This window comes from Deltaproteobacteria bacterium (assembly GCA_018668695.1).
Taxonomy (GTDB): domain Bacteria; phylum Myxococcota; class XYA12-FULL-58-9; order XYA12-FULL-58-9; family JABJBS01; genus JABJBS01.
In genome coordinates, this window is record JABJBS010000223.1 from 1 (window position 1) to 18,197 (window position 18,197).

General features: G+C 51.7%; 19 protein-coding genes. 8 read left to right on the forward strand and 11 right to left on the reverse strand.

Features of this window, described 5'->3' with window-relative positions; genetic code table 11:
• Positions 1-549 (forward strand): hypothetical protein (locus HOK28_11725; GenBank protein MBT6433756.1); only part of this gene is annotated, 549 nt, incomplete at its 5' end.
• Here HOK28_11725 and HOK28_11730 read toward each other — a convergent pair.
• Genes HOK28_11730 through HOK28_11750 form a run of 5 tightly spaced genes read right to left on the reverse strand, consistent with a single transcriptional unit; the run spans position 500 to position 4,751 of the window.
• On the reverse strand, positions 500-1,624 hold the full coding sequence (locus tag HOK28_11730; protein ID MBT6433757.1) for a glycosyltransferase family 4 protein: 1,125 nt from the start codon (positions 1,622-1,624) through the stop codon (positions 500-502). The genes HOK28_11725 and HOK28_11730 overlap by 50 nt on opposite strands.
• Before the next feature lie 5 nt (positions 1,625-1,629).
• Positions 1,630-2,022 carry a 6-carboxytetrahydropterin synthase gene (locus HOK28_11735; protein MBT6433758.1) on the reverse strand — a complete coding sequence of 131 codons (393 nt, stop codon included), beginning with the start codon at positions 2,020-2,022 and terminating at the stop codon, positions 1,630-1,632.
• Between the two features lie 2 nt (positions 2,023-2,024).
• Positions 2,025-3,029, reverse strand: a complete 1,005-nt coding sequence (locus HOK28_11740) for a zinc-binding alcohol dehydrogenase (GenBank protein MBT6433759.1) — start codon at positions 3,027-3,029, stop codon at positions 2,025-2,027.
• Positions 3,020-3,721: a hypothetical protein gene (locus HOK28_11745; GenBank protein ID MBT6433760.1), complete on the reverse strand. Its 702-nt coding sequence runs from the start codon at positions 3,719-3,721 to the stop codon at positions 3,020-3,022. The genes HOK28_11740 and HOK28_11745 overlap by 10 nt, the downstream gene beginning before the upstream one ends.
• Before the next feature lie 43 nt (positions 3,722-3,764).
• Positions 3,765-4,751: a ketopantoate reductase gene (locus HOK28_11750; protein MBT6433761.1), complete on the reverse strand. Its 987-nt coding sequence runs from the start codon at positions 4,749-4,751 to the stop codon at positions 3,765-3,767.
• Positions 4,752-4,935: 184 nt separating this feature from the next.
• Between HOK28_11750 and HOK28_11755 the strand changes: the two genes are divergently transcribed.
• Positions 4,936-5,895, forward strand: a complete 960-nt coding sequence (locus HOK28_11755; protein MBT6433762.1) for a hypothetical protein — start codon at positions 4,936-4,938, stop codon at positions 5,893-5,895.
• A 542-nt stretch (positions 5,896-6,437) separates the two neighbouring features.
• On the opposite strand, the gene HOK28_11760 is transcribed toward HOK28_11755, so the two are convergent.
• On the reverse strand, positions 6,438-7,358 hold the full coding sequence (locus HOK28_11760) for a sugar kinase (protein MBT6433763.1): 921 nt from the start codon (positions 7,356-7,358) through the stop codon (positions 6,438-6,440).
• Positions 7,359-7,543: 185 nt separating this feature from the next.
• Between HOK28_11760 and HOK28_11765 the strand changes: the two genes are divergently transcribed.
• Positions 7,544-8,323: a TIGR00282 family metallophosphoesterase gene (locus HOK28_11765; GenBank protein ID MBT6433764.1), complete on the forward strand. Its 780-nt coding sequence runs from the start codon at positions 7,544-7,546 to the stop codon at positions 8,321-8,323.
• Positions 8,324-8,355: 32 nt separating this feature from the next.
• On the opposite strand, the gene ndk is transcribed toward HOK28_11765, so the two are convergent.
• From ndk to sucC, 3 genes are all read right to left on the reverse strand, one after another.
• Positions 8,356-8,796 (reverse strand): nucleoside-diphosphate kinase, encoded by a 441-nt coding sequence (ndk, locus tag HOK28_11770; GenBank protein MBT6433765.1) that lies wholly within the window; start codon positions 8,794-8,796, stop codon positions 8,356-8,358.
• Between the two features lie 145 nt (positions 8,797-8,941).
• Complete coding sequence (gene sucD, locus HOK28_11775; protein ID MBT6433766.1) at positions 8,942-9,817, reverse strand: succinate--CoA ligase subunit alpha; 876 nt, start codon at positions 9,815-9,817, stop codon at positions 8,942-8,944.
• The gene (gene sucC / locus HOK28_11780; GenBank protein MBT6433767.1) at positions 9,814-11,007 is read right to left on the reverse strand and encodes an ADP-forming succinate--CoA ligase subunit beta; all 1,194 of its coding nucleotides are present in this window, start codon (positions 11,005-11,007) and stop codon (positions 9,814-9,816) included. Before sucC ends, sucD begins: the two co-directional genes overlap by 4 nt.
• Positions 11,008-11,316: 309 nt before the next feature.
• Here sucC and greA point away from each other — a divergent pair, with 309 nt between their 5' ends.
• The 5 genes from greA (at position 11,317) to HOK28_11805 (ending at position 16,633) form a co-directional block, all read left to right on the forward strand.
• Positions 11,317-11,796, forward strand: a complete 480-nt coding sequence (gene greA, locus HOK28_11785; protein MBT6433768.1) for a transcription elongation factor GreA — start codon at positions 11,317-11,319, stop codon at positions 11,794-11,796.
• Positions 11,797-11,803: 7 nt separating this feature from the next.
• Positions 11,804-14,416, forward strand: coding sequence for an ATP-dependent DNA helicase RecG (recG, locus tag HOK28_11790; protein MBT6433769.1), 2,613 nt, complete (start codon positions 11,804-11,806; stop codon positions 14,414-14,416).
• A gap of 2 nt (positions 14,417-14,418) precedes the next feature.
• Positions 14,419-15,750, forward strand: a complete 1,332-nt coding sequence (locus tag HOK28_11795) for a homoserine dehydrogenase (protein ID MBT6433770.1) — start codon at positions 14,419-14,421, stop codon at positions 15,748-15,750.
• A 30-nt stretch (positions 15,751-15,780) separates the two neighbouring features.
• Positions 15,781-16,206, forward strand: a complete 426-nt coding sequence (locus tag HOK28_11800; protein MBT6433771.1) for a hypothetical protein — start codon at positions 15,781-15,783, stop codon at positions 16,204-16,206.
• A gap of 244 nt (positions 16,207-16,450) precedes the next feature.
• Entirely contained in the window at positions 16,451-16,633 is a 183-nt protein-coding gene (locus tag HOK28_11805) for a hypothetical protein (protein ID MBT6433772.1), read from the forward strand.
• 18 nt (positions 16,634-16,651) lie between these two features.
• On the opposite strand, the gene trpD is transcribed toward HOK28_11805, so the two are convergent.
• Positions 16,652-17,662 carry an anthranilate phosphoribosyltransferase gene (gene trpD / locus HOK28_11810; GenBank protein MBT6433773.1) on the reverse strand — a complete coding sequence of 337 codons (1,011 nt, stop codon included), beginning with the start codon at positions 17,660-17,662 and terminating at the stop codon, positions 16,652-16,654.
• Positions 17,656-18,197: aminodeoxychorismate/anthranilate synthase component II (locus HOK28_11815; protein MBT6433774.1), on the reverse strand; the 542-nt coding region annotated here is incomplete at its 5' end. The genes trpD and HOK28_11815, both read right to left, overlap by 7 nt.

Consider the following 18,197-nt stretch of genomic DNA (forward strand, 5'->3'; position numbering starts at 1 on the left):
AATACCCTATTAACCGGCATTCTGGTTGTTTGGGTGTTGGCCTTTGGCCTGATTGAACTCAAGCCTTTAAGTCTTGATGGTCATGAAGTGCTCTCTGCCTTGGGGTTAGGCGCGGCTGTGGTGGTGGCGATGGTTATCGCGCGGCGGCAGGGCTTGTTTGCGCGCCGCGAGTTTATGAGTCGCTTGGAAAACGAACTCGACGTTCTAAAATCATTGGACCTAAAAGTTTGGGTTCGGTCAGTCGCTGCCGGTATATTCGCGTTGGCCCTGATGGGTTTAGAGTGGTGGTTCTTATGGTCATTGGTTGTTCCTGATGCTGGCTGGCAGATGGTGCTTGGCTCGTGGCTGGCCGCCCGAGTTGCGCTTTGGGCTCCGGTGCCAGGGGCGATGGGCGTCTTGGAGGCGGGTGTACTGGCTGCTACTTTAGCGCTTGGTGGTGATTGGAGTGAGGGGATAGCCGTTTGCGCGCTCTCTCGGGCGAGGGATTTGGGCCTGATGATCAGCTCGGCTGTATTGTCTTTTCGTGAGTGGATGGGCTGGCGTGGTTAGCGCTTCTCTCCGAGCTTATCTGTAAAATAAATTCACGTGCTCCCTGAAAGCTTTCGTCCCAGGTTGGATGGCTTTCAAAGCTTTGCCGTGCCGCAATTCCAAGCTTGGCAAGGAGGTCCCTGTCATGAGCCAGGGCTTGAATATGTTCCGCAACCAATGCGGGTGCATTCGGGGGAACCAGGAACCCGTTGCAGCCATGGGTGATAAATTCAGGGGGTGCACCTTTGGTGGTCGCAATAGATGGTAAGCCTACTGAGAGTCCCTCCAAATACGCCATCCCAAAACCTTCGTACTCTGATGGAATGACCATGACATGGGCTCGGCGCATGTGGTCGAGCAGCGCATCAGGTTGCTGTTCACCAAGGAACACGACTTGGTGAATGCTTTCGTCCGAGACCTTTGCTTTACAATGGTTCGCATAGGTTACGTCGCGTTGGTCACAGCCAATGACACTGCAATGAATTGGAGTTGTCACCGAGTCTAGCGCTTCGATCAGGGTATGAAGGCCTTTGCGCTTGGTTAAGGTCCCTAGAAATAGAACTCGCAATGGACCCGGTTGGTTTGCACGCTTCTTGATTTCACTGGGCTCAATCTCATCCAGCCAAGTAACCGGCCCAGGGTTTACAATCTGAAAGGGTCGCACATGACTCATTATTTCTTCGCAGGTTCTGCGCGTTGTTTCGCTGTTGCAAATAATCGCGTGCTGCATGTTCAGGAATTGTTTTTCAAGAAGGTGCGAAGTGGCCTTGATTAGTTGACTCTGGGGTTCTGAGGTCTTGAGGTGATGAACGAGTCCTATGCAGCATTGCTTCTTCCGGATGGCGGGTAGCCAGGCCGATAGGCTGGCGTGACAAAGTTCATCGAAGATAATCGCGTCGAAGTCACCCTTGAGCAGTTGGTCGTGAATGTGGTGAAGCGCCCTTGGGAAGACGTTTTGGAAATATCCTCGGTCGGGCAGTGATATTACTTCGACCGTGTCACCGGCGGATCGCAGGTAATTTACGAACTTGGAGTCGTAGAGATACCCACCAGTCGTTTGATTGAGGTCTCCATAAATGACGAGGGCCAGTTTCATGTATATTAATCAATTTCCGCTTCAAATGCTTTAGTAAACCGTGCCCAGGCGAATCCGTCTTCCCAAATTCGGACAGTCATCGAGCTGAGGCCTGTCTTGTCGATCTGAGCATCCATTCGCTCCCACAGGATTCGCGAGAAATGTTCGATGCTTGGATTAAGGTCCTTGAACTCATCGAACTCGTTCAGCGTACCTTCTTTAAACCGTTCAACCTGGGCATCCATTGCCTTCTCTACATCTACAATGTCCAGTAGGTACCCATGCTTGTTGAGTTCAGGGCCTTCAAAGATGGCCTCGAAGCGGTACTCGTGGCTGTGGTGTGTGTTTTCACTGCCCCAGTCACCGCCAATCAAAAAGTGGTAGGCTTTAAAAGCTCGGTCGACGCGAAGTGCATACATGATTAGTCCTTTGGGTATACGAAAAAGGGGTGAATGCTTGGTCCGACTTCAGTGAACAGAGCAGGGTAACTTGTGGGCGCATCCTCAAAAGCCATAGGAGTGGCGGAAAGGGCTGCGTGAGGGAATTTGTGCAGCAGGCGCATGGCCTGCTCGAGTCGTCGTGGGTTGTTCCATCCACCCCGTAACTTCGGGGAAATGGAACTTACCTGGGTGCTTATGATCTGAATTCTTCCGCGGTGAAAATGGGTATTGAGACTAAGCTCAGCTTTTTGAGAACCATACCAGGATGCAATAATAACTCGACCATGTGCTTGCGTTGACTGAATTGCTTGGTCTAGCGCTGCGGGGTTACCTGAGATCTCAATGGTTGCATCCACGGGTGAAAGCTTCTCTGAACTTGTCGGAAGATTAAAGGCGTTAAGCCCCAGCGCTTGACTGATACTGCGGCGCGGATGACTTGGGTCGACAGTGCTGAGCGATGTAAGCGGAAATTGATTCAGGATCCATGCAGTCAATAGGCCAACAACGCCCTGTCCGAAAATGCGAATATTCTCGCCGAGCAGTGGTTGGGTGTCATGGACAATGCTGACCGCTGTTTCCATAGATGGAAGCAAGGTTGCCGCGCTGTCGCTAAGGTTATCGGGTAGGGCGATGCATGCGTCAGCAGCGGTTACGATATGCGCTTGGTGGGGAGCAAAGGTAAAGATTCGGTCGCCGGGTTTTAGGTTGGTAACGTTATCGCCGGCTTTCACAACGCGTCCCACCCAGCAATAACCATAGGCAAAGGGATACTGAAGCGAACCGTCTTTGAGCGCCGGTATGGATTCGTCGAGTGCGGTTCCAGGCTCAATGTTGCCATTAAAGACAAGTGCTTCTGTGCCAGGACTCACTCCACTGCAGGTTGCTCTTGCCAGAATATCACTCGGTCCAAGAGCGGGAAGTGAAACTGTGGTCACCTCAACTTGTTTGCGTTGAACGTGTTGAAGAACCTGCGTGCTTAACTCCATAGAAGCTTGCCTCCCACGATGAGGTCGTCGTCTAGGGCTACAGTTTTCCAGTCGTGAAGTTGAGGCGCTGCATGTCCGGCCGGAAGGCCCAGGAGCGAATGTAGGCCGCCAAGAAGCTTCATGGATATGGTTGCGATGAGGTAGTCGGCCAAGTGGTGCTGGAGAAAGCTTGTGAGTATGTGCGCGCCGCCCTCAACCATAAGACTTTTTACGCCGCGTTCCTGGAGCATGGAGTGCAGAGCTACCGGATCGACCCAACCGTTTGGTAGCGAATCAACGGTAAGAATGGTGACGCCTCGTTCTTTAAATGCTTTGACCTTCTTCTCACATGCTTTGTGTGTGGTTGCTATCCAGGGGTCAGGGTGACTGCTTAGAAACTTGGCGTCTAAAGGGCTTCGGAGCTTGCTATCCATGATGATGGGTCGGGGACTGTTTCCAGGAACGCGCCGAACATTTAACCTTGGATTGTCTGCCAAAACAGTTCCGACGCCGACGAGGATTCCGTCGTGGGCGGCACGGACTTCATGGGTAAAGGTAAGCGACTGCTCGCTGCTGATTCGGGTAGGGCTCCCCGGCGTTCTTGTTAAAGATCCGTCAAGGCTTTGGGCATAAGCCAGGGTCGTGCGAGGACGCGCCGTGGGCGATGCGATTGACGCCAGTTCTGCTAAGAAGATTTCGGTTCCGGAAGCCATAAGGAGTAGATGGTTATGGATTTTTCAGTCACCTTGCAAGGGCTCAGTGTGTTGGGGCGACTGTCGGTGCCGATTCTCTTAGTTTAACAAGGTTCCCGGTTGGTAAATCACGATCCTGCCCCAAGGCTATGTATGCGTCGATAAATAATCTCGTTTGAGCGCCCACTTTGGTGAAATGGTATTTTAAATAGGTTTCCAATGGCAGTGGTAGAACCCGTTCACCAAGCCAAAGGATTGTTTTAAAGAGGCTTGGGACCAGCGCGTGACGCCAAATGGGTGTTTTTTGTGACGACTGTTCTGCAGCAATCTTCAAAGTCTCTTGGATGGCACGTAGGCTGTCTTTGAGTGCTTGGGTGTTGGTGAATTGCTTAAAAGACCAAGATTCTCGCTCGAGTCCGAGCAAGAGGGGCATGAGTATCGCAGTGCCTGAACTGCCCATAGCGCTAACATCCCGATGCTTGGCCGCCGGCTGACCACCTGTTTTGAGTAGTTTGACGATTAAATTAACGATGGCTGGCGGACCACTGAAGTATGCTGGTGTAGCCGGCGGGAACCAGTATGCCATGCCTGGGCTATGGCAGGCCTCGTTGGGCAAAGGGGCTTGGTAGCTGATCAGCGTAATCATGCCACAGACGAGTCGGCTCTCAGGCAGATGCTTTAAGAGAATAGCCCGTTCTTCAAAGCCTGGAATGAGGCTTACAATGACCGCGTCCCCTGATGCCTTGAGCATGGGTTCAACCCAGTCATCTCTTAGCGCGGTCGCTGGAACACACAGCCAGATTTGGTCAAACTCACAGGCCGCTACTTCCTCGATGGTCGTTAAGAGCTTGAAGTCCCTGAATTGTTGTGGCTCTTGCGTTATTTTTTGGTGGTTAAGCGGGTAGACAGGCATGCCCAATTCCAGCTCAGTTTTATACTTTTCGCGTACGTAAAAACTTACGCTGGCTCCGCCCAAGTTGAGGTGGCGGCCGTATACCTGCCCGACAGCACCTGCGCCGACCAGTAATATTCGTGGGGATGGGTTGGTCATGATTTCCTTCTTGTAGTCTTTGAACTTACCCAAACTGGTTCAATTTCAGTATTTGTCCAGCATATGTAAGGTTATTTTTGGACTTATCTGCAATTTGGACCAGAGGCAGGGGCTTTGTGCTTGCCCACGAGCAGAACGCCTTATATTGGTCACTCTCTTTAGACCAGTTTCATGGGGTGATGATATGCTACGGTTAACCACTTTGATATTTTTAATGTTTTTGGCAGCTTGTGCCGAAAATGGTACCGGCACAGGCTCGGATACTACCGACCCAACCGATCCAACGACCGTAGAACCGGACCCAGCAGATACTGAAAGTGACGCGTCCGATGCATCCGATTCCAGTGAGCCAGAGATCGAGCCAGGGTGCGACGTAGATGGTGACTTGTTCGTGTCTGAGGCATGTGGCGGTGATGACTGTGACGACACGGACGCAAGTGTTCGACCCGACCAGTTTGAGTCCTGCGATTTTGTAGACAACAACTGTGATGACGACATCAATGAGGGGCTAAACTGCACGGTTTATGCCCATAACGCGACCGAATTGTTCTCTGTAGACCCTTTCAAAGGGACGCTTAGCTATGTCGGCGCGGTTCCGGGTGTTGTGGATTTTGATACAGACACGGATGGAAACCTTTACGGTATCTCCGCGAGCGTGCTCTATCGTCTGAACGAACCAACTGGCGAGTGGATTGAAGTGGGCGCACTCGGTGAAACCGATGGACAGGCTAACGGTTTTGCTATCGATGCGCAGGGGAATGCTTATGCTACCAGTGGGGCCTATCTCTACAGCGTTGACTTGGATACCGGTGAAACCCAGACGGTGGGCATGGTTGGCGAGGATATTTGGTCCAGTGGTGATTGTGTCGTGAACAAGTCGAACACGCTCTTTATGACTTCGTCTGACAGTGCGACGCCTGGTGATGATTTGGTTCTCGTGGACGCTGCAACTGGAGTAGGTACCATCGTTGGTAATCTTGAAGTGGGTCAAATCTACGGACTGACGGCGGCGTGGGGCTATATGTTTGGGTTTACGGCCGATGGCCGCGTTGTGCAAATCAACGAATCTGAAGCCACGGCAACACAGCTTCATCATTTTACGGATCGGGTATTTTACGGGGCAGCGAGCAGTCCTAGCCGATAAGTAGACAGCTTAAGAAAATACATTCCCGTAGGTTTTGTCAGTATGTCGACAAAGATGTAGAAATGTCGTCGTACTAGGTTGCCTTATCTAAAACCAAGTATTAAACGATTTCGGGAGCTTAACGGTCATTACGTTCATTGAGGCGAAATGGCACGATTATCGCTTAGCTATAGAAGTACACCCTGGTGGTAAGCGAGGTATAGAATGTTAGAAACTTGGAAAACCGTAAAGTTATTGTCAGCAACATCAGCTTTGGTCTGTTTTGAGACCTTGGTGGGATATTTGGGCAGCATGCCGAGCGGTGCGAAACCTGCTCGTCGCTCAGGCTACCTTGGTAGCAGTAATCGCTAACGTGCCCTAGGCTCGTTTTCGCATCTGTTTATGGGCATGATTCTCAAGGCGACCGCTTCAAGCGAAGTCTCTCGCTAGCTTTTTTAGTCGCTTGTAAGATTTATCGAGACCGTTAAGTGGGAACTTTTGGGCGTGGGCCAATGTGGCCAAGGACCAGCCAACGGCGTGATCCCTGACCTCAATAGCGTTTCTTAGAGGATATCCAGCGTGCTGCTAAAGCGCGTAAGGTTCGCAAATGCCTGATATCTAGAATTGATATCTTCTTGAGTGAGAGTCTTGAGACGCTCAAGGCTGAAATCCTGCACATTGTATGAGGCCATAACTGATCCAAGGATAACACCTTGGCGAAGACTTTCGAGGTCCCAGCTTCCTTTACGAGCAATGTATCCCATAAGGCCACCGGCGAATGAATCACCAGCACCTGTTGGGTCTTTGATCACATCGAGAGGCATCGCTGGAGCTGAGAACATACCTTCTTCAGTGACTGCGAGTGCACCGTGTTCGCCGCGCTTGATGATCAGGATGTCTGGACCCATCGCTCGGATGGCTTTGGCTGCGTGGACCAAGTTGTGTTCTCCACTGAGCATTCTAGCTTCGCCATCGTTGATTGAAAGCAGGTTCACTTTCTTCAGTGTCTTCTTGAGGTCTTCCAAAGCTCCGCTGATCCAGAAGTTCATTGTATCGCAGGCTACCAATTTTGCGTTGGGAACTTGGTTTAGAACGTTGAGCTGTAGATCTGGGGAGATATTGCCCAAAACTAAGTAATCACTGTTTTTGAATTCTTCAGGTACCCGTGGGTCGAACTCAGTGAGAACATTGAGCTGTGTATCAAGCGTTTCGGCTTCGTTGAGGTTGTCGGTGTATTTGCCACGCCAACGAAATGTTTTTCCAGGGAGACGCTTAACACCGTCTGTGTTTATTTTGCGACTTCGGAAAAATTCGAGTGTGTCTTCAGGGAAATCTTCGCCGATAACGCTCATCATACGAACATCGGTAAAGTAAGAGGCGCTTGTTCCTAAGTAACTTACGGATCCTCCGATGATATCATCATGCTTTCCGAAAGGTGTTTCAACACAATCAAAGGCTACGGTTCCAACTGCTAGTAAGCTCATAGGTTCAGTCTTCCTGAATAAGTTTTTGTTCAATGAACTGCTCGGTCTATCGGGCAACGTTCTACTGAACACGGTTTATAGAAAAAGGCACCGTTTTCAAAGGCTAAGCGTGCTATTTTGGCCTTTTTGGCGGTATTTAAGGCATTGCGGGTTCACGGTTACGCGACTTGTGGTAAGGGCTTCGCATGCGAATTCTATTTATAGGTGATGTAGTCGGCCAGGGCGGTATCGATGCTTGTACGTCGAGGCTTCCGGCGCTGCGTAAAGAGCTCAAGCTCGACGGTATCGTGGTGAACGGTGAAAATGCGGTGAATGGTCGAGGATTAACCCCGGCGGTAACCGACGAACTGTTTAGAGCAGGCGCGGATATGATTACGGGTGGAAATCATATTTGGCACTTCAAAGAAATCGAAGAATACATGGAGCACGAATCACGGCTGCTACGACCCGCCAACTACCGTAATGCAGCTGGTCATGGGGCTTATTCGGTGCGGCTCCAGTCAGGGCACACGCTCGGCGTGATCCACGTTGAAGGCCTCGTTTTTATGCGAAGCTTGGCATGCCCGTTCGAGACCATCGAAAAAGAAATTAAGGCGATGGGGCCTGTGGACGGTATCCTTGTGGATGTGCACGCAGAGGCCACAAGCGAGAAGCAAGCCATTGGTTGGCACTTTGATGGCCGTGTGGCTGCAGTGGTCGGAACACATACTCACGTCCCAACTGCGGACGAGCGAATCTTGCCACGCGGGACCGCATTCATTACTGATGTTGGTATGACCGGTCCCTATGACTCGGTTATAGGCATGGATTGCCAAGCAGCAATTAAGCGCTTGAGAAGTCAGCGCCGCGGACGACATTTGATGGCGCGCAACAACGTTAAGCTCTGTGGTGTGATTATTGAGATCGACCCAAAAACAGGGCGCTCAAAATCGATAGAACGACTTATGGAAGATATCCCAACATAGCCCGTTGGATCCGATAACTTTGAACTAGGCTCTTAAGCTGAGGGTGTAAACGTTCGGGCGTGAAGCTGGTCATCGCTAAAGAAGAACGCTATTTCTGTTTGTGCATTTTCGAGGCTGTCGGATCCGTGTGCAGCGTTATTACCAATAAATCGACCGAAGCGCGCCCTAATCGTACCTTCTGCCGCTTCCTTCGGGTCGGTGGCGCCCATCAGTTCACGGTTTTTCAATACGGCATTCTCACCTTCAAGAACGCTCACGAAAATAGGTCCCGCCGACATAAACTCTGTGAGTCGCTTGAAGAAATCTTTTCCGTCGTGAACAGCGTAAAATTTCTGAGCCTGCTCAAGGGTGAGGTGGACCAAGCGACCGCCTAGGATGGTTAGGTCATTGGATTCGAAGGTCGCTAGGATTTGTCCGATGTTTCCGTCGGCTACAGCGTCCGGCTTGATAATACTTAAGGTGCGTTCAATCATAAAAACGCAATCCGATTTTGGCGCTCAAATGTAAAGGGTAAAAGGCTGTTTTAGCTTAATTATTCGGCCTTTTCGGGTCTTGAGGCAATAAAAAAGCCCGGCGCTCGTAGTGCCGAGTGCCGGGCTTTCTCAAGTATGAAACGGATTAGCCTTTAATGGCACGCTGTAGCGTACTGGCCAATTCTGCCGGGCTTTGCGTAATGGCAATGCCCGCGTCTTCAAGAGCTGCAAACTTATCGGCCGCAGTCCCTTTTCCGCCAGAAATGATGGCGCCTGCATGGCCCATTCGTTTTCCTGGAGGTGCAGTTGCGCCTGCAATAAATGAAGCCACAGGCTTCTTCATGTTGGCTTTAACCCAAGCAGCAGCCTGCTCTTCATCGGTACCACCGATTTCGCCAAGCATGATGACTGCATCGGTGTCTGGGTCCTCATTGAAGAGCTCCAGGCAGTCGATAAAGTTGGTGCCATTTACAGGGTCACCACCGATGCCGATGCAGGTGGATTGACCGATACCCATAGCCGTAAGCTGGCCTACGGCTTCATAGGTAAGAGTTCCCGAACGAGATACAACCCCAACGCGGCCTTCCTTGTGGATATGGCCGGGCATGATTCCGATTTTGCACTTTCCTGGTGTAATGACGCCAGGGCAGTTTGGTCCAATCAACCGAGTTTTCTTGCCTTCCATAGAGCGCTTGACGCGAACCATGTCCAGTACAGGAATACCTTCAGTGATACAGATTACCAGTGGCATCTCAGCATCTACTGCCTCCATGATTGCATCTGCTGCAAATGGAGGCGGAACATAGATGACAGATGCATTCGCACCCGTTTGTTTGACCGCTTCTTCAACAGTATTGAAGATTGGAGCCTTTTCCTGAAACTTTTGACCACCACGTCCAGGTGTAACGCCTGCTACGAGGTTGGTTCCGTATTCCATCATGAGGCCAGCGTGGAATGAACCAGCTGAGCCTGTGATACCCTGAACAAGTAGTTTGGTGTTTTCATCTACGAGTACACTCATGCTGCACCTCCTGTAGCACTTACGGCCTTATTGGCAGCGTCCAGCATGTCGCCCGCTGGGGTAATGGCTAGGCCACTTTCAGCGAGTATTTTCTTGCCTTGCTCAACGTTGGTGCCTTCTAGGCGAACAACGAGTGGAATCTCGAGGCCAACTTCTTTAGTGGCAGCGATAACGCCATTGGCGATAACGTCGCATTTTGCGATTCCGCCGAAGATGTTCACGAGGATAGCCTTAACGTTCTTGTCAGATAAAATAATCTTAAAGGCAGTTGTGACTTGCTCTGCAGTTGCGCCGCCCCCAACGTCTAGGAAGTTGGCTGGTGCGCCGCCCACGTGCTTGATCATATCCATGGTTGCCATGGCGAGGCCTGCGCCATTTACCAAGCAGCCGATGTTACCATCGAGGCTTACGTAGGAGAGTCCAGCTTCAGTTGCGTCACGCTCTTGTGGATCTTCTTCGTCCTTATCGCGCATCGCTGCGATATCTTTCTGACGGAAAAGAGCGTTGGGGTCGAAATTCAATTTCGCATCCAACGCCATGATGTCACCAGAGCCAGTAACGACGAGTGGGTTAACTTCCATCAAGCTTGCATCGGTTCCCACAAAGCAATTGTAGAGCTTGGTGAAGAGCTTGGCTGCTTGCTTGGCTGTATTACCCTCGAGACCAAGTCCATAAGCAATCTTACGTACGTGGTAACCTTGAACGCCTTCAGCAGGATCTACTGCTACGGTCATGATTTTTTCTGGGGTTTTATCCGCAACTTCTTCGATATCCATACCGCCTTCTGTACTGGCGATGAAGGAAACCATGTTGGTGTCACGGTCTAAGATGACCGCAGCATAGAGTTCCTTCTTGATATCACAACCCGCTTCAACCAGTACTTGCTTGACCTTTTGTCCTGCAGGCCCAGTTTGATGGGTGACGAGTGTTCCGCCGAGAAGGGCTTCCGCGTGGGCTCGGGCTTCATCAACGCTTTTACAAACTTTGACGCCATTGACGTCACCGTTCTCCGTTAATGCACCTTTACCGCGGCCACCTGCGTGAATTTGTGCTTTTACAACACAGATATCACCGGGTAGGTCTTCAGCGATTTTAGCGGCTTCGTCAGCGCTTCGCGCGACTGAGCCTTCTGGAACCGGAATGCCGTATTTCCGGAAAATTTGTTTGCCTTGGAATTCGTGAATATTCAAAACGATGTCCTTCAGGTTTCTTGTTGTGGACGAACTAAACGGGGGTCAATTATCAAGGGCCCGCGCGCGGTTCAAGCAAGGTTCCCTCTCTGCTGACTGCTTTACAAGTTCTTTCTAGTGCCGCGGATCAATAGTGTACGCGTGCGGCCTACATTTCTGACAGTTCAGCCGTCTTTGTTAGCGCTTGCGTCATGATAATCGAAGGTGTTGGGCTCGGCTGGAGGTACCGCGGTCATTTCTGCTGGATTTTGACGGAACCGACCGTTTGCCCTGTTGCAGAAGACTCTCACGTCGTTTAGATAGCCTATTATGTCAAATCAGGAATTCCCAGTGACCCCAAAGGGGTATGAAAAGCTCAAGACTGAGCTTCACCATCTTAAGTCGGTTGAACGTCCCAAGATCAGCGAAGAGATTGGTGCGGCCATCGAGTTGGGCGATCTTAAAGAAAACTTCGAATACCACTCCGCGAAAGACCGGCAAGGTATGATTGAGGCTAAGATTCGAAACCTCGAGCACATGGTCGCTCGTGCGAATATTATCGACCCGCTAAAGCTAAGCGGAGACCGTGTGGTCTTTGGCGCAACGGTGACTATGGAAGATATCGAGACCGGCGACGAACGTGTTTATCAAATAGTTGGTGAGTCTGAGACCGATGTTGAAAATGGTCGTGTCTCCGTTGTATCTCCGTTGGCTCGTGCCCTCATTGGCCGAGAGGTCGGAGACGAGACCAAGGTACCGGGTAAGGGTGGCCCACGGGTTGTAGAGATCACCGACGTCGAATTTAAGTAAATTCTTGATGGAAGGAGAGCGGCCTGCAGGTCGCCACGAGATGGATAACGCTGCTTTTCTTCAAGCGTTGGCCGCCATCGAAAATCCCTTGAGATTTGCCTCCCGTAATCAGTTCGAAAATCTCCAACGTGTCAGAGATCTTGAAAACACACTGGCGCGTGCCGCGGGTCGAGCTCGCGATGCTGCGTCATCGCCTGTTTTTGTGGCCAAGGTAGATGCCTTCTTGGCGCTTTTGCCCGCTCCTAATGAAGCTATGTCCACGCGAGTGAAGCATTTTCAAAAGTGCGTGCAACTCTTGGGCGAGATACGCGACCTTGCGGAAAAAGACAGCGCAGATACACCTCAGCGGTCGAATGTTAAAGAGTCTAAGGCGAAACCGGTAGCCCGAGCGAAGCTTAAAAAACCAAATCCCAAGCCTCATGCCACTGTAGAACCAGCCGCGACCGCCACCCCAAAGCCAATTAAAAAACGTTCGCAGGCACCCAAGGAGGTCAGTGCGTTAGGGCCAAATACGTCGGTGCAATTTGTCAAAGGTGTGGGGCCCAAAACCGCCCAAGCGTTTGCTTTTCGTAATATTGATACAATCGAAGATTTGTTGCGTTTTCTTCCCAGGCGTTACGAAAATCGGCAAACGGGAACACCTATATCTGGGCTCGAAGACGGTGCAAATGCCACGGTCGAGGGCGAAGTGATTACAAAGGACTTCCGCCGTATGCGGGGGCGCCGAACCCTAGACGTGGTCATCGGTGATGATACCGGCCATCTCTATCTTAAATGGTTTCGTGTGCCGGGTGGCACCTTCATTGAACGCTTCAAAAAAGGCGTTGTGATTCAGGCGTCGGGCTCAGTTGCGCGTTACCGGGGTAAACTCCAGATTGTTCATCCGGAAACGAAGGTTTTAGATGCTATCAGTCCTCTGGTTCCAGACGGCCACGACGGAGCGATTATTCCCGGTTACCTTGAGGTTGAGGGCGTGAGACCAGCGACCCTTCGGGCGATTATTGAGCGGGTTCTTTCGGTTACTGACCGGATGGAAGACCGATTGCCGGCTCAGTTGCGGGAGAAGCACCACTTTCAATCTCTTGGGCAATGTTTGTGGAACCTGCATCAGCCGCCCGCTGATATTTCCGTGGATGCTCTACGCGATATGGACACATTGTGGCACCGGCGTTTGATTTACGAAGAACTGTTGATGTTGCAATTGGTGGTTCTACGCCGAAAAGCTGAAGCCTCTGGCGATCCAGGGCTCGCGTTTGAACCAGACCTATCGGGAGTGGATATTGCCAAGCAGGCTTTCGACTTCGATTTTACGGATGCACAGTCACGATGCCTTCAAGATATTGAAGCCGATTTGCTCCAACCATCGCCTATGAATCGTCTACTTCAGGGAGATGTTGGTTCCGGTAAAACAGCGGTTGCCTTAACGGCAGCGATATTGGCGGCGAAGGCGGGCTTTCAAACTGCATTGATGGCGCCTACGGAACTCCTGGCCGAACAGCATGCCCGAACAGCCCTTAAAATTTTACCAAGGCTCGGCGTGAGGGTAGGCCTTCTTACTGGCAAGTTAAGTGCACCCGAGCGACGACGCATTCTTGAGGAACTTGAGCTTGGCATGGTTGATATTGTGATTGGGACACATGCGCTGATCCAAGGGAGTGTGCGTTTTAAGAGGCTGGGGCTTGGAATTGTGGATGAACAGCACCGATTTGGAGTGATGCAACGTGCGCGCTTTTTGGAGCAGGGCATGGAGAGTACGGGGGCGGTCCCGCACATGTTGGTCATGACCGCTACACCCATTCCGCGAACATTGGCGCTCACAGTTTACGGTGACTTGGACGTTTCCATTATCGATGAGCTGCCTCCAGGTAGAACGCCCGTTTTAACGAAGAAGTTCCGGGAAGCGGAACGCGAACGGGTCTACAAGCAGGTTGAAGCCGCGGTCGAAGCAGGGCAACAGGCCTACGTGGTACTGCCGCTGGTAGAGGAGTCGGATAAAGAAGGTATGGAGAATATCCGCGATGCCACAAGCACCCATGATGAGCTTCAGCATGGACTATTACACCATTTGAAGCTTGGACTCCTGCACGGAAAAATGGGGACTGATGAGAAAGACCGCGTGATGCGTGCCTTCTCCGCGGGGCAATTGGATGTCTTGGTCGCGACGACCGTCATTGAAGTTGGAATCGACGTGCCAAACGCATCGGTGATGGTTATCGAGCATGCGGAGCGGTTTGGGCTGAGTCAATTGCATCAGCTTCGGGGCCGAGTAGGGCGCGGTGCCGCAGAGAGTTCGTGTCTTTTAATTGCGCGCTCGACCCAAAGTGAAGATGCGTGGCGGCGCCTCGCGATCATGGAAGAGACGACGGATGGTTTTAAGATAGCCGAAGAAGATTTGGAAATCAGGGGCCCTGGCGATTTTGTGGGCACAAGGCAATCCGGTTTGCCGGTGCTTTCCATCGCAAACTTGGCCAGAGATCAGAAAATATTACTCCTCGCGCGGGATGATGCGCGGGAAATTCTCGAAAGAGATCCGGATTTGCTTGAAGACGACCACCGAGGCGTGCGAGCTTCTCTTGACGCTGTGTGGCAGGACCGTCTTTCGCTTGCCAAGATAGGATAAAAATGAAGTCTCAAAATGCTAATGGTAGTAAAGTTGTTCGTGTTGGTCTCTTGGGGCTGGGTAACGTTGGGGCAGGGGTCGCTGAGATTCTTGCAACACATGGTGCCATGATTGAAGCACGGGCCGGTGTTCCTATTCGAATCGTTAAGGCCTTGGTTCGCAACAAGCGACGTAAGCGCCTGGGCGCGGCGGGCAATGTAGCCCTCACGACCAAAGCTTCGGATATAGTAGGAGCGCCCGATGTGGATGTCGTTGTAGAACTTATGGGCGGTATCGAGCCAGCATTGTCTCACGTGACGGATGCTTTGGCGGCCGGCCAGACAGTTGTAACGGCAAATAAAGCCATCGTAGCAGCTCACGGTAAAAAGATTTTCCAAGCTGCGCGAAAGAGCAAGCGCGACGTTCACTTCGAAGCAGCGGTTGCCGGTGGCATTCCGATCATCCGAACTTTACGTGAGGCGCTGGCTTCAGACCGGATCACTGAGTTGACCGGCATCCTAAACGGCACCACGAACTATATTGTCGAGGCGATGGCCAGCGGCCAATCGTATGAATCAGCTTTGGCTGTTGCCCAAGATCTTGGCTACGCAGAAGCTGACCCAACCTTGGATGTTAACGGTGCGGATGCGGCTGACAAATTAGCAATTCTAATTGGGCTAGCATTTGGTGCCTCGGTAACCCGTGCCAAGCTCGGTTGTATTGGAATTACTGAACTTACAAGCGAGATGATGATGGACGCCGCGGAACTCGGCTATGCCATCAAGCTACTTGCGAGAGCTCGCAGGGTGGTTGAGGGCGATGTGGAAACCGTACAAGCCGGCGTTTTCCCTTACTTGGTACCTCTGGGCCATGCTCTGAGTGCGGTTCCGGATGCACAAAATGCCATTTACGTTCAAAGCGACTCGCTTGGGACGACTCTGTACCAAGGGCCTGGTGCAGGCGGGTTACCGACGGGCAGTGCGGTTGTGGCTGACCTTATTGAAGCTGCTAGAAACGTCGCAGCGAATACCCGTGGACGCTCTTCGGCGGTACAGCCGAACCGTTCGGGGCCAAAGCTCGCGAAGGCTGGGGATTCAGTATGCCCATGGTATTTGCGTCTAACTGTTGCTGAGAAGCCCGGTGTCCTGGCGGCGATTACGAAGTTGCTGGCAGATGAATCTATTAGCTTGGCGACGGTTTCACAGATGCAGCCTTCGGGTGATGGTCATGAAGTAGCAATCGTCTTAACGACTCATCCTACCTCTGCTGGCGCCATGGAGCGTGCACTGAAAAAGATGCACCGTTTGAAGGTTGTGCGCGGCGAAGCACAGGTCTTAAGAGTTTACGCGGAATAAAGAGGCTCCCTTAGGGGTTTTAGGGGTATCGTGGCAAAAGTAGAACAAACCGTAACAATGAATGCGCCTGCCGAGAGAATCATGGAAGTGATCTCTGGCTACGAGCACTACCCTGATTTTTTGCCCGAAATCCGCCGTGTGGATGTTCGGTCCCGTGAAGAGGACACCTGCGTTGTTCTTTTTGAAGTTCAGTTGATTATGCGAGTGGCTTACACCTTGCGTCTGGTTAAAAAAAGCCAAACACATTTAGAGTGGGATCTTGTAGATTCTAAGCTCATGACTGTGAACGCTGGCCACTGGAAGCTTGAGCCAGCAGAGGATGGGACGACACTCGTCACATACGGCCTTGAGCTAGAGCTGGCGGGTAAGCTACCTGCTTCGGTGAACCGCCGCATGGCCGCAGAGGCACTCCCTGAAACCTTGGCTCGCTTCAAGTCTCGGGTCGAAAGCGCCTGATATTGGATGCTTGGCGCGTTAAGCACCTACATTTCCTACCTTTTGCTACAGATCGAAACGAATATTTGATGGGTTCAGTTCTGAAGGAATACTTGCGTCCACCCCCTTTGCTACTTACCATAAGGGTGTAAGGGTAAAGTATTGGGAAGTTCAGTCGATGACTCAAATGGGTGAATGACGGGGCGGAATGATACGTCCAATGGTTGGTGCCTGTAAATTTAATGTTCCTGCGAGGAGGCTTGTTATGCTCGATGGATTTATCATCGAAGAGCTCAGAAGACGCGAGCGGGAAAAAATGCGTAAAGATGACGCCCGGCGTCCACGCCTTGAGCTTCCGCTAGACCGTGAATACGTACCTCGTCCCGAGGATACAGATGACGAAGACAAAGACTTGCCTTCGAGTTCGGTTGTTGTGATTGAGATGTAGCCGCGTTGCGCGTGTTACTTAGTTCGTTATTTTCACTAAAGATTCGAGAATCTCCAAAGGCTTACCAGCCTCAATGGATTCTTTCGCCTGCTTAACTCCAGAGCTTAAGTCTGTGGCAATCCCGGCGACCAGCAATGCGGCTCCCGCATTAAGAGCAATGGCGTCATTAAGTGGTCCTTTGTCCTGACCTGAGAGGATGAGCCGCATTTGCTTCGCGTTTTCGCTTGGCGTTCCACCTTTCATCGCACCTTCGGGATGAAGCTTGAGGCCCACCTTTTCCGGATGAATGATGTGCTCAACGACTTCGGTGCCGTTCCATTCTGATACGTAGCTTTCGCCGCAAATGGTCAATTCATCGACGCCGTCGCTGCCGTGGACTACCCATGCTTTTTCACTTCCGAGGTTGCCAAGCACTTGGGCGATAGGCGTTGTGAGCGAACGATCGAAGATGCCCATGAGTTGGCGAGGTGCTCCAGCAGGATTGGTAAGCGGGCCGAGCACATTAAAGATAGTACGGAGACCAAGTTCTCGGCGAACGGTGCCTGCGTGCTTCATGGCTGGATGGTAGTTGGGGGCAAATAGAAACCCGACGCCAACATCTTCAATCGCGGACTTCATCGTTTCAAGTGGCGCCGCAATATTAACGCCCAGCTCGCTCAGAACATCTGCGCTGCCTGATTTGGAACTGATTGCTTTGTTGCCGTGCTTGGCAACCGCTGCGCCAGCGGAGGCTGCAACAAACGCGACGGCGGTCGAGATATTGAATGATCCAGTGCCGCTGCCACCCGTTCCACAGGTGTCTATAAGGGGGAGCCGCTTGATGCTAAGTTGATTCATGCGTGCCCGCATAGCTTGAGCAGCGCCGGTGATTTCAGCCGTTTTTTCTCCCTTGGCTCTTAGCGCCACGAGAAAGGCGGCAACCTGAATAGGCGAACCTTCACCGTCCATAACTGACCCAACGGCTTGAGCCATTTCGGCCTGGGTGAGGTCTTGTCCGGCCAATGCTTTTTCAATCAAGGGTTTCAACATGTTGCGAATGCCTCCAGTAATTTACGGCCGTTTTCGGTGAGAATTGATTCTGGGTGAAACTGGACGCCTTCGGCTCCCGTGGGCTTGTGCCGGATACCCATGATTTCATTCTCTTCAGTCCATGCGGTGATTTCAAAATCTTCCGATAGGCTAGAGCGCTCTACCACCAAGGAGTGGTACCGGGTGGCATCAAAGGGGCTCGGCATTGCGTGGAAGACGCCGGACTGATTGTGATGAATGGGCGAGGTCTTGCCATGCATGAGCCTGTCGGCACGTACGATTTTACCGCCATAGGCTTGGGCTAAGCTCTGATGACCCAGGCAAACTCCGAGCACAGGAATTTTGCCCGCGAAATGCTGAATGGCTTGAACGGAGACGCCCGCTTGATCTGGGTTGCCGGGTCCTGGCGAAATGATGAGCCGGTCGGGTGCGAGCTTGATAATACCCTGTAGGTCCAAGGCATCGTTTCTGTAGACCTCAATTTCATGACCTACCTCAGCCAGCTGCTGATAGATGTTGTAGGTAAACGAATCGT

Coding starts and splice junctions, on each gene's coding strand:
- HOK28_11730 (MBT6433757.1), bottom strand. CDS start 1,624: ATGAAACTGGCCCTCGTCATTTATGGAGACCTCAATCAAACGACTGGT.
- HOK28_11735 (MBT6433758.1), bottom strand. CDS start 2,022: ATGTATGCACTTCGCGTCGACCGAGCTTTTAAAGCCTACCACTTTTTG.
- HOK28_11740 (MBT6433759.1), bottom strand. CDS start 3,029: ATGGAGTTAAGCACGCAGGTTCTTCAACACGTTCAACGCAAACAAGTT.
- HOK28_11745 (MBT6433760.1), bottom strand. CDS start 3,721: ATGGCTTCCGGAACCGAAATCTTCTTAGCAGAACTGGCGTCAATCGCA.
- HOK28_11750 (MBT6433761.1), bottom strand. CDS start 4,751: ATGACCAACCCATCCCCACGAATATTACTGGTCGGCGCAGGTGCTGTC.
- HOK28_11755 (MBT6433762.1), top strand. CDS start 4,936: ATGCTACGGTTAACCACTTTGATATTTTTAATGTTTTTGGCAGCTTGT.
- HOK28_11760 (MBT6433763.1), bottom strand. CDS start 7,358: ATGAGCTTACTAGCAGTTGGAACCGTAGCCTTTGATTGTGTTGAAACA.
- HOK28_11765 (MBT6433764.1), top strand. CDS start 7,544: ATGCGAATTCTATTTATAGGTGATGTAGTCGGCCAGGGCGGTATCGAT.
- ndk (MBT6433765.1), bottom strand. CDS start 8,796: ATGATTGAACGCACCTTAAGTATTATCAAGCCGGACGCTGTAGCCGAC.
- sucD (MBT6433766.1), bottom strand. CDS start 9,817: ATGAGTGTACTCGTAGATGAAAACACCAAACTACTTGTTCAGGGTATC.
- greA (MBT6433768.1), top strand. CDS start 11,317: ATGTCAAATCAGGAATTCCCAGTGACCCCAAAGGGGTATGAAAAGCTC.
- recG (MBT6433769.1), top strand. CDS start 11,804: ATGGAAGGAGAGCGGCCTGCAGGTCGCCACGAGATGGATAACGCTGCT.
- HOK28_11795 (MBT6433770.1), top strand. CDS start 14,419: ATGAAGTCTCAAAATGCTAATGGTAGTAAAGTTGTTCGTGTTGGTCTC.
- HOK28_11805 (MBT6433772.1), top strand. CDS start 16,451: ATGCTCGATGGATTTATCATCGAAGAGCTCAGAAGACGCGAGCGGGAA.
- trpD (MBT6433773.1), bottom strand. CDS start 17,662: ATGTTGAAACCCTTGATTGAAAAAGCATTGGCCGGACAAGACCTCACC.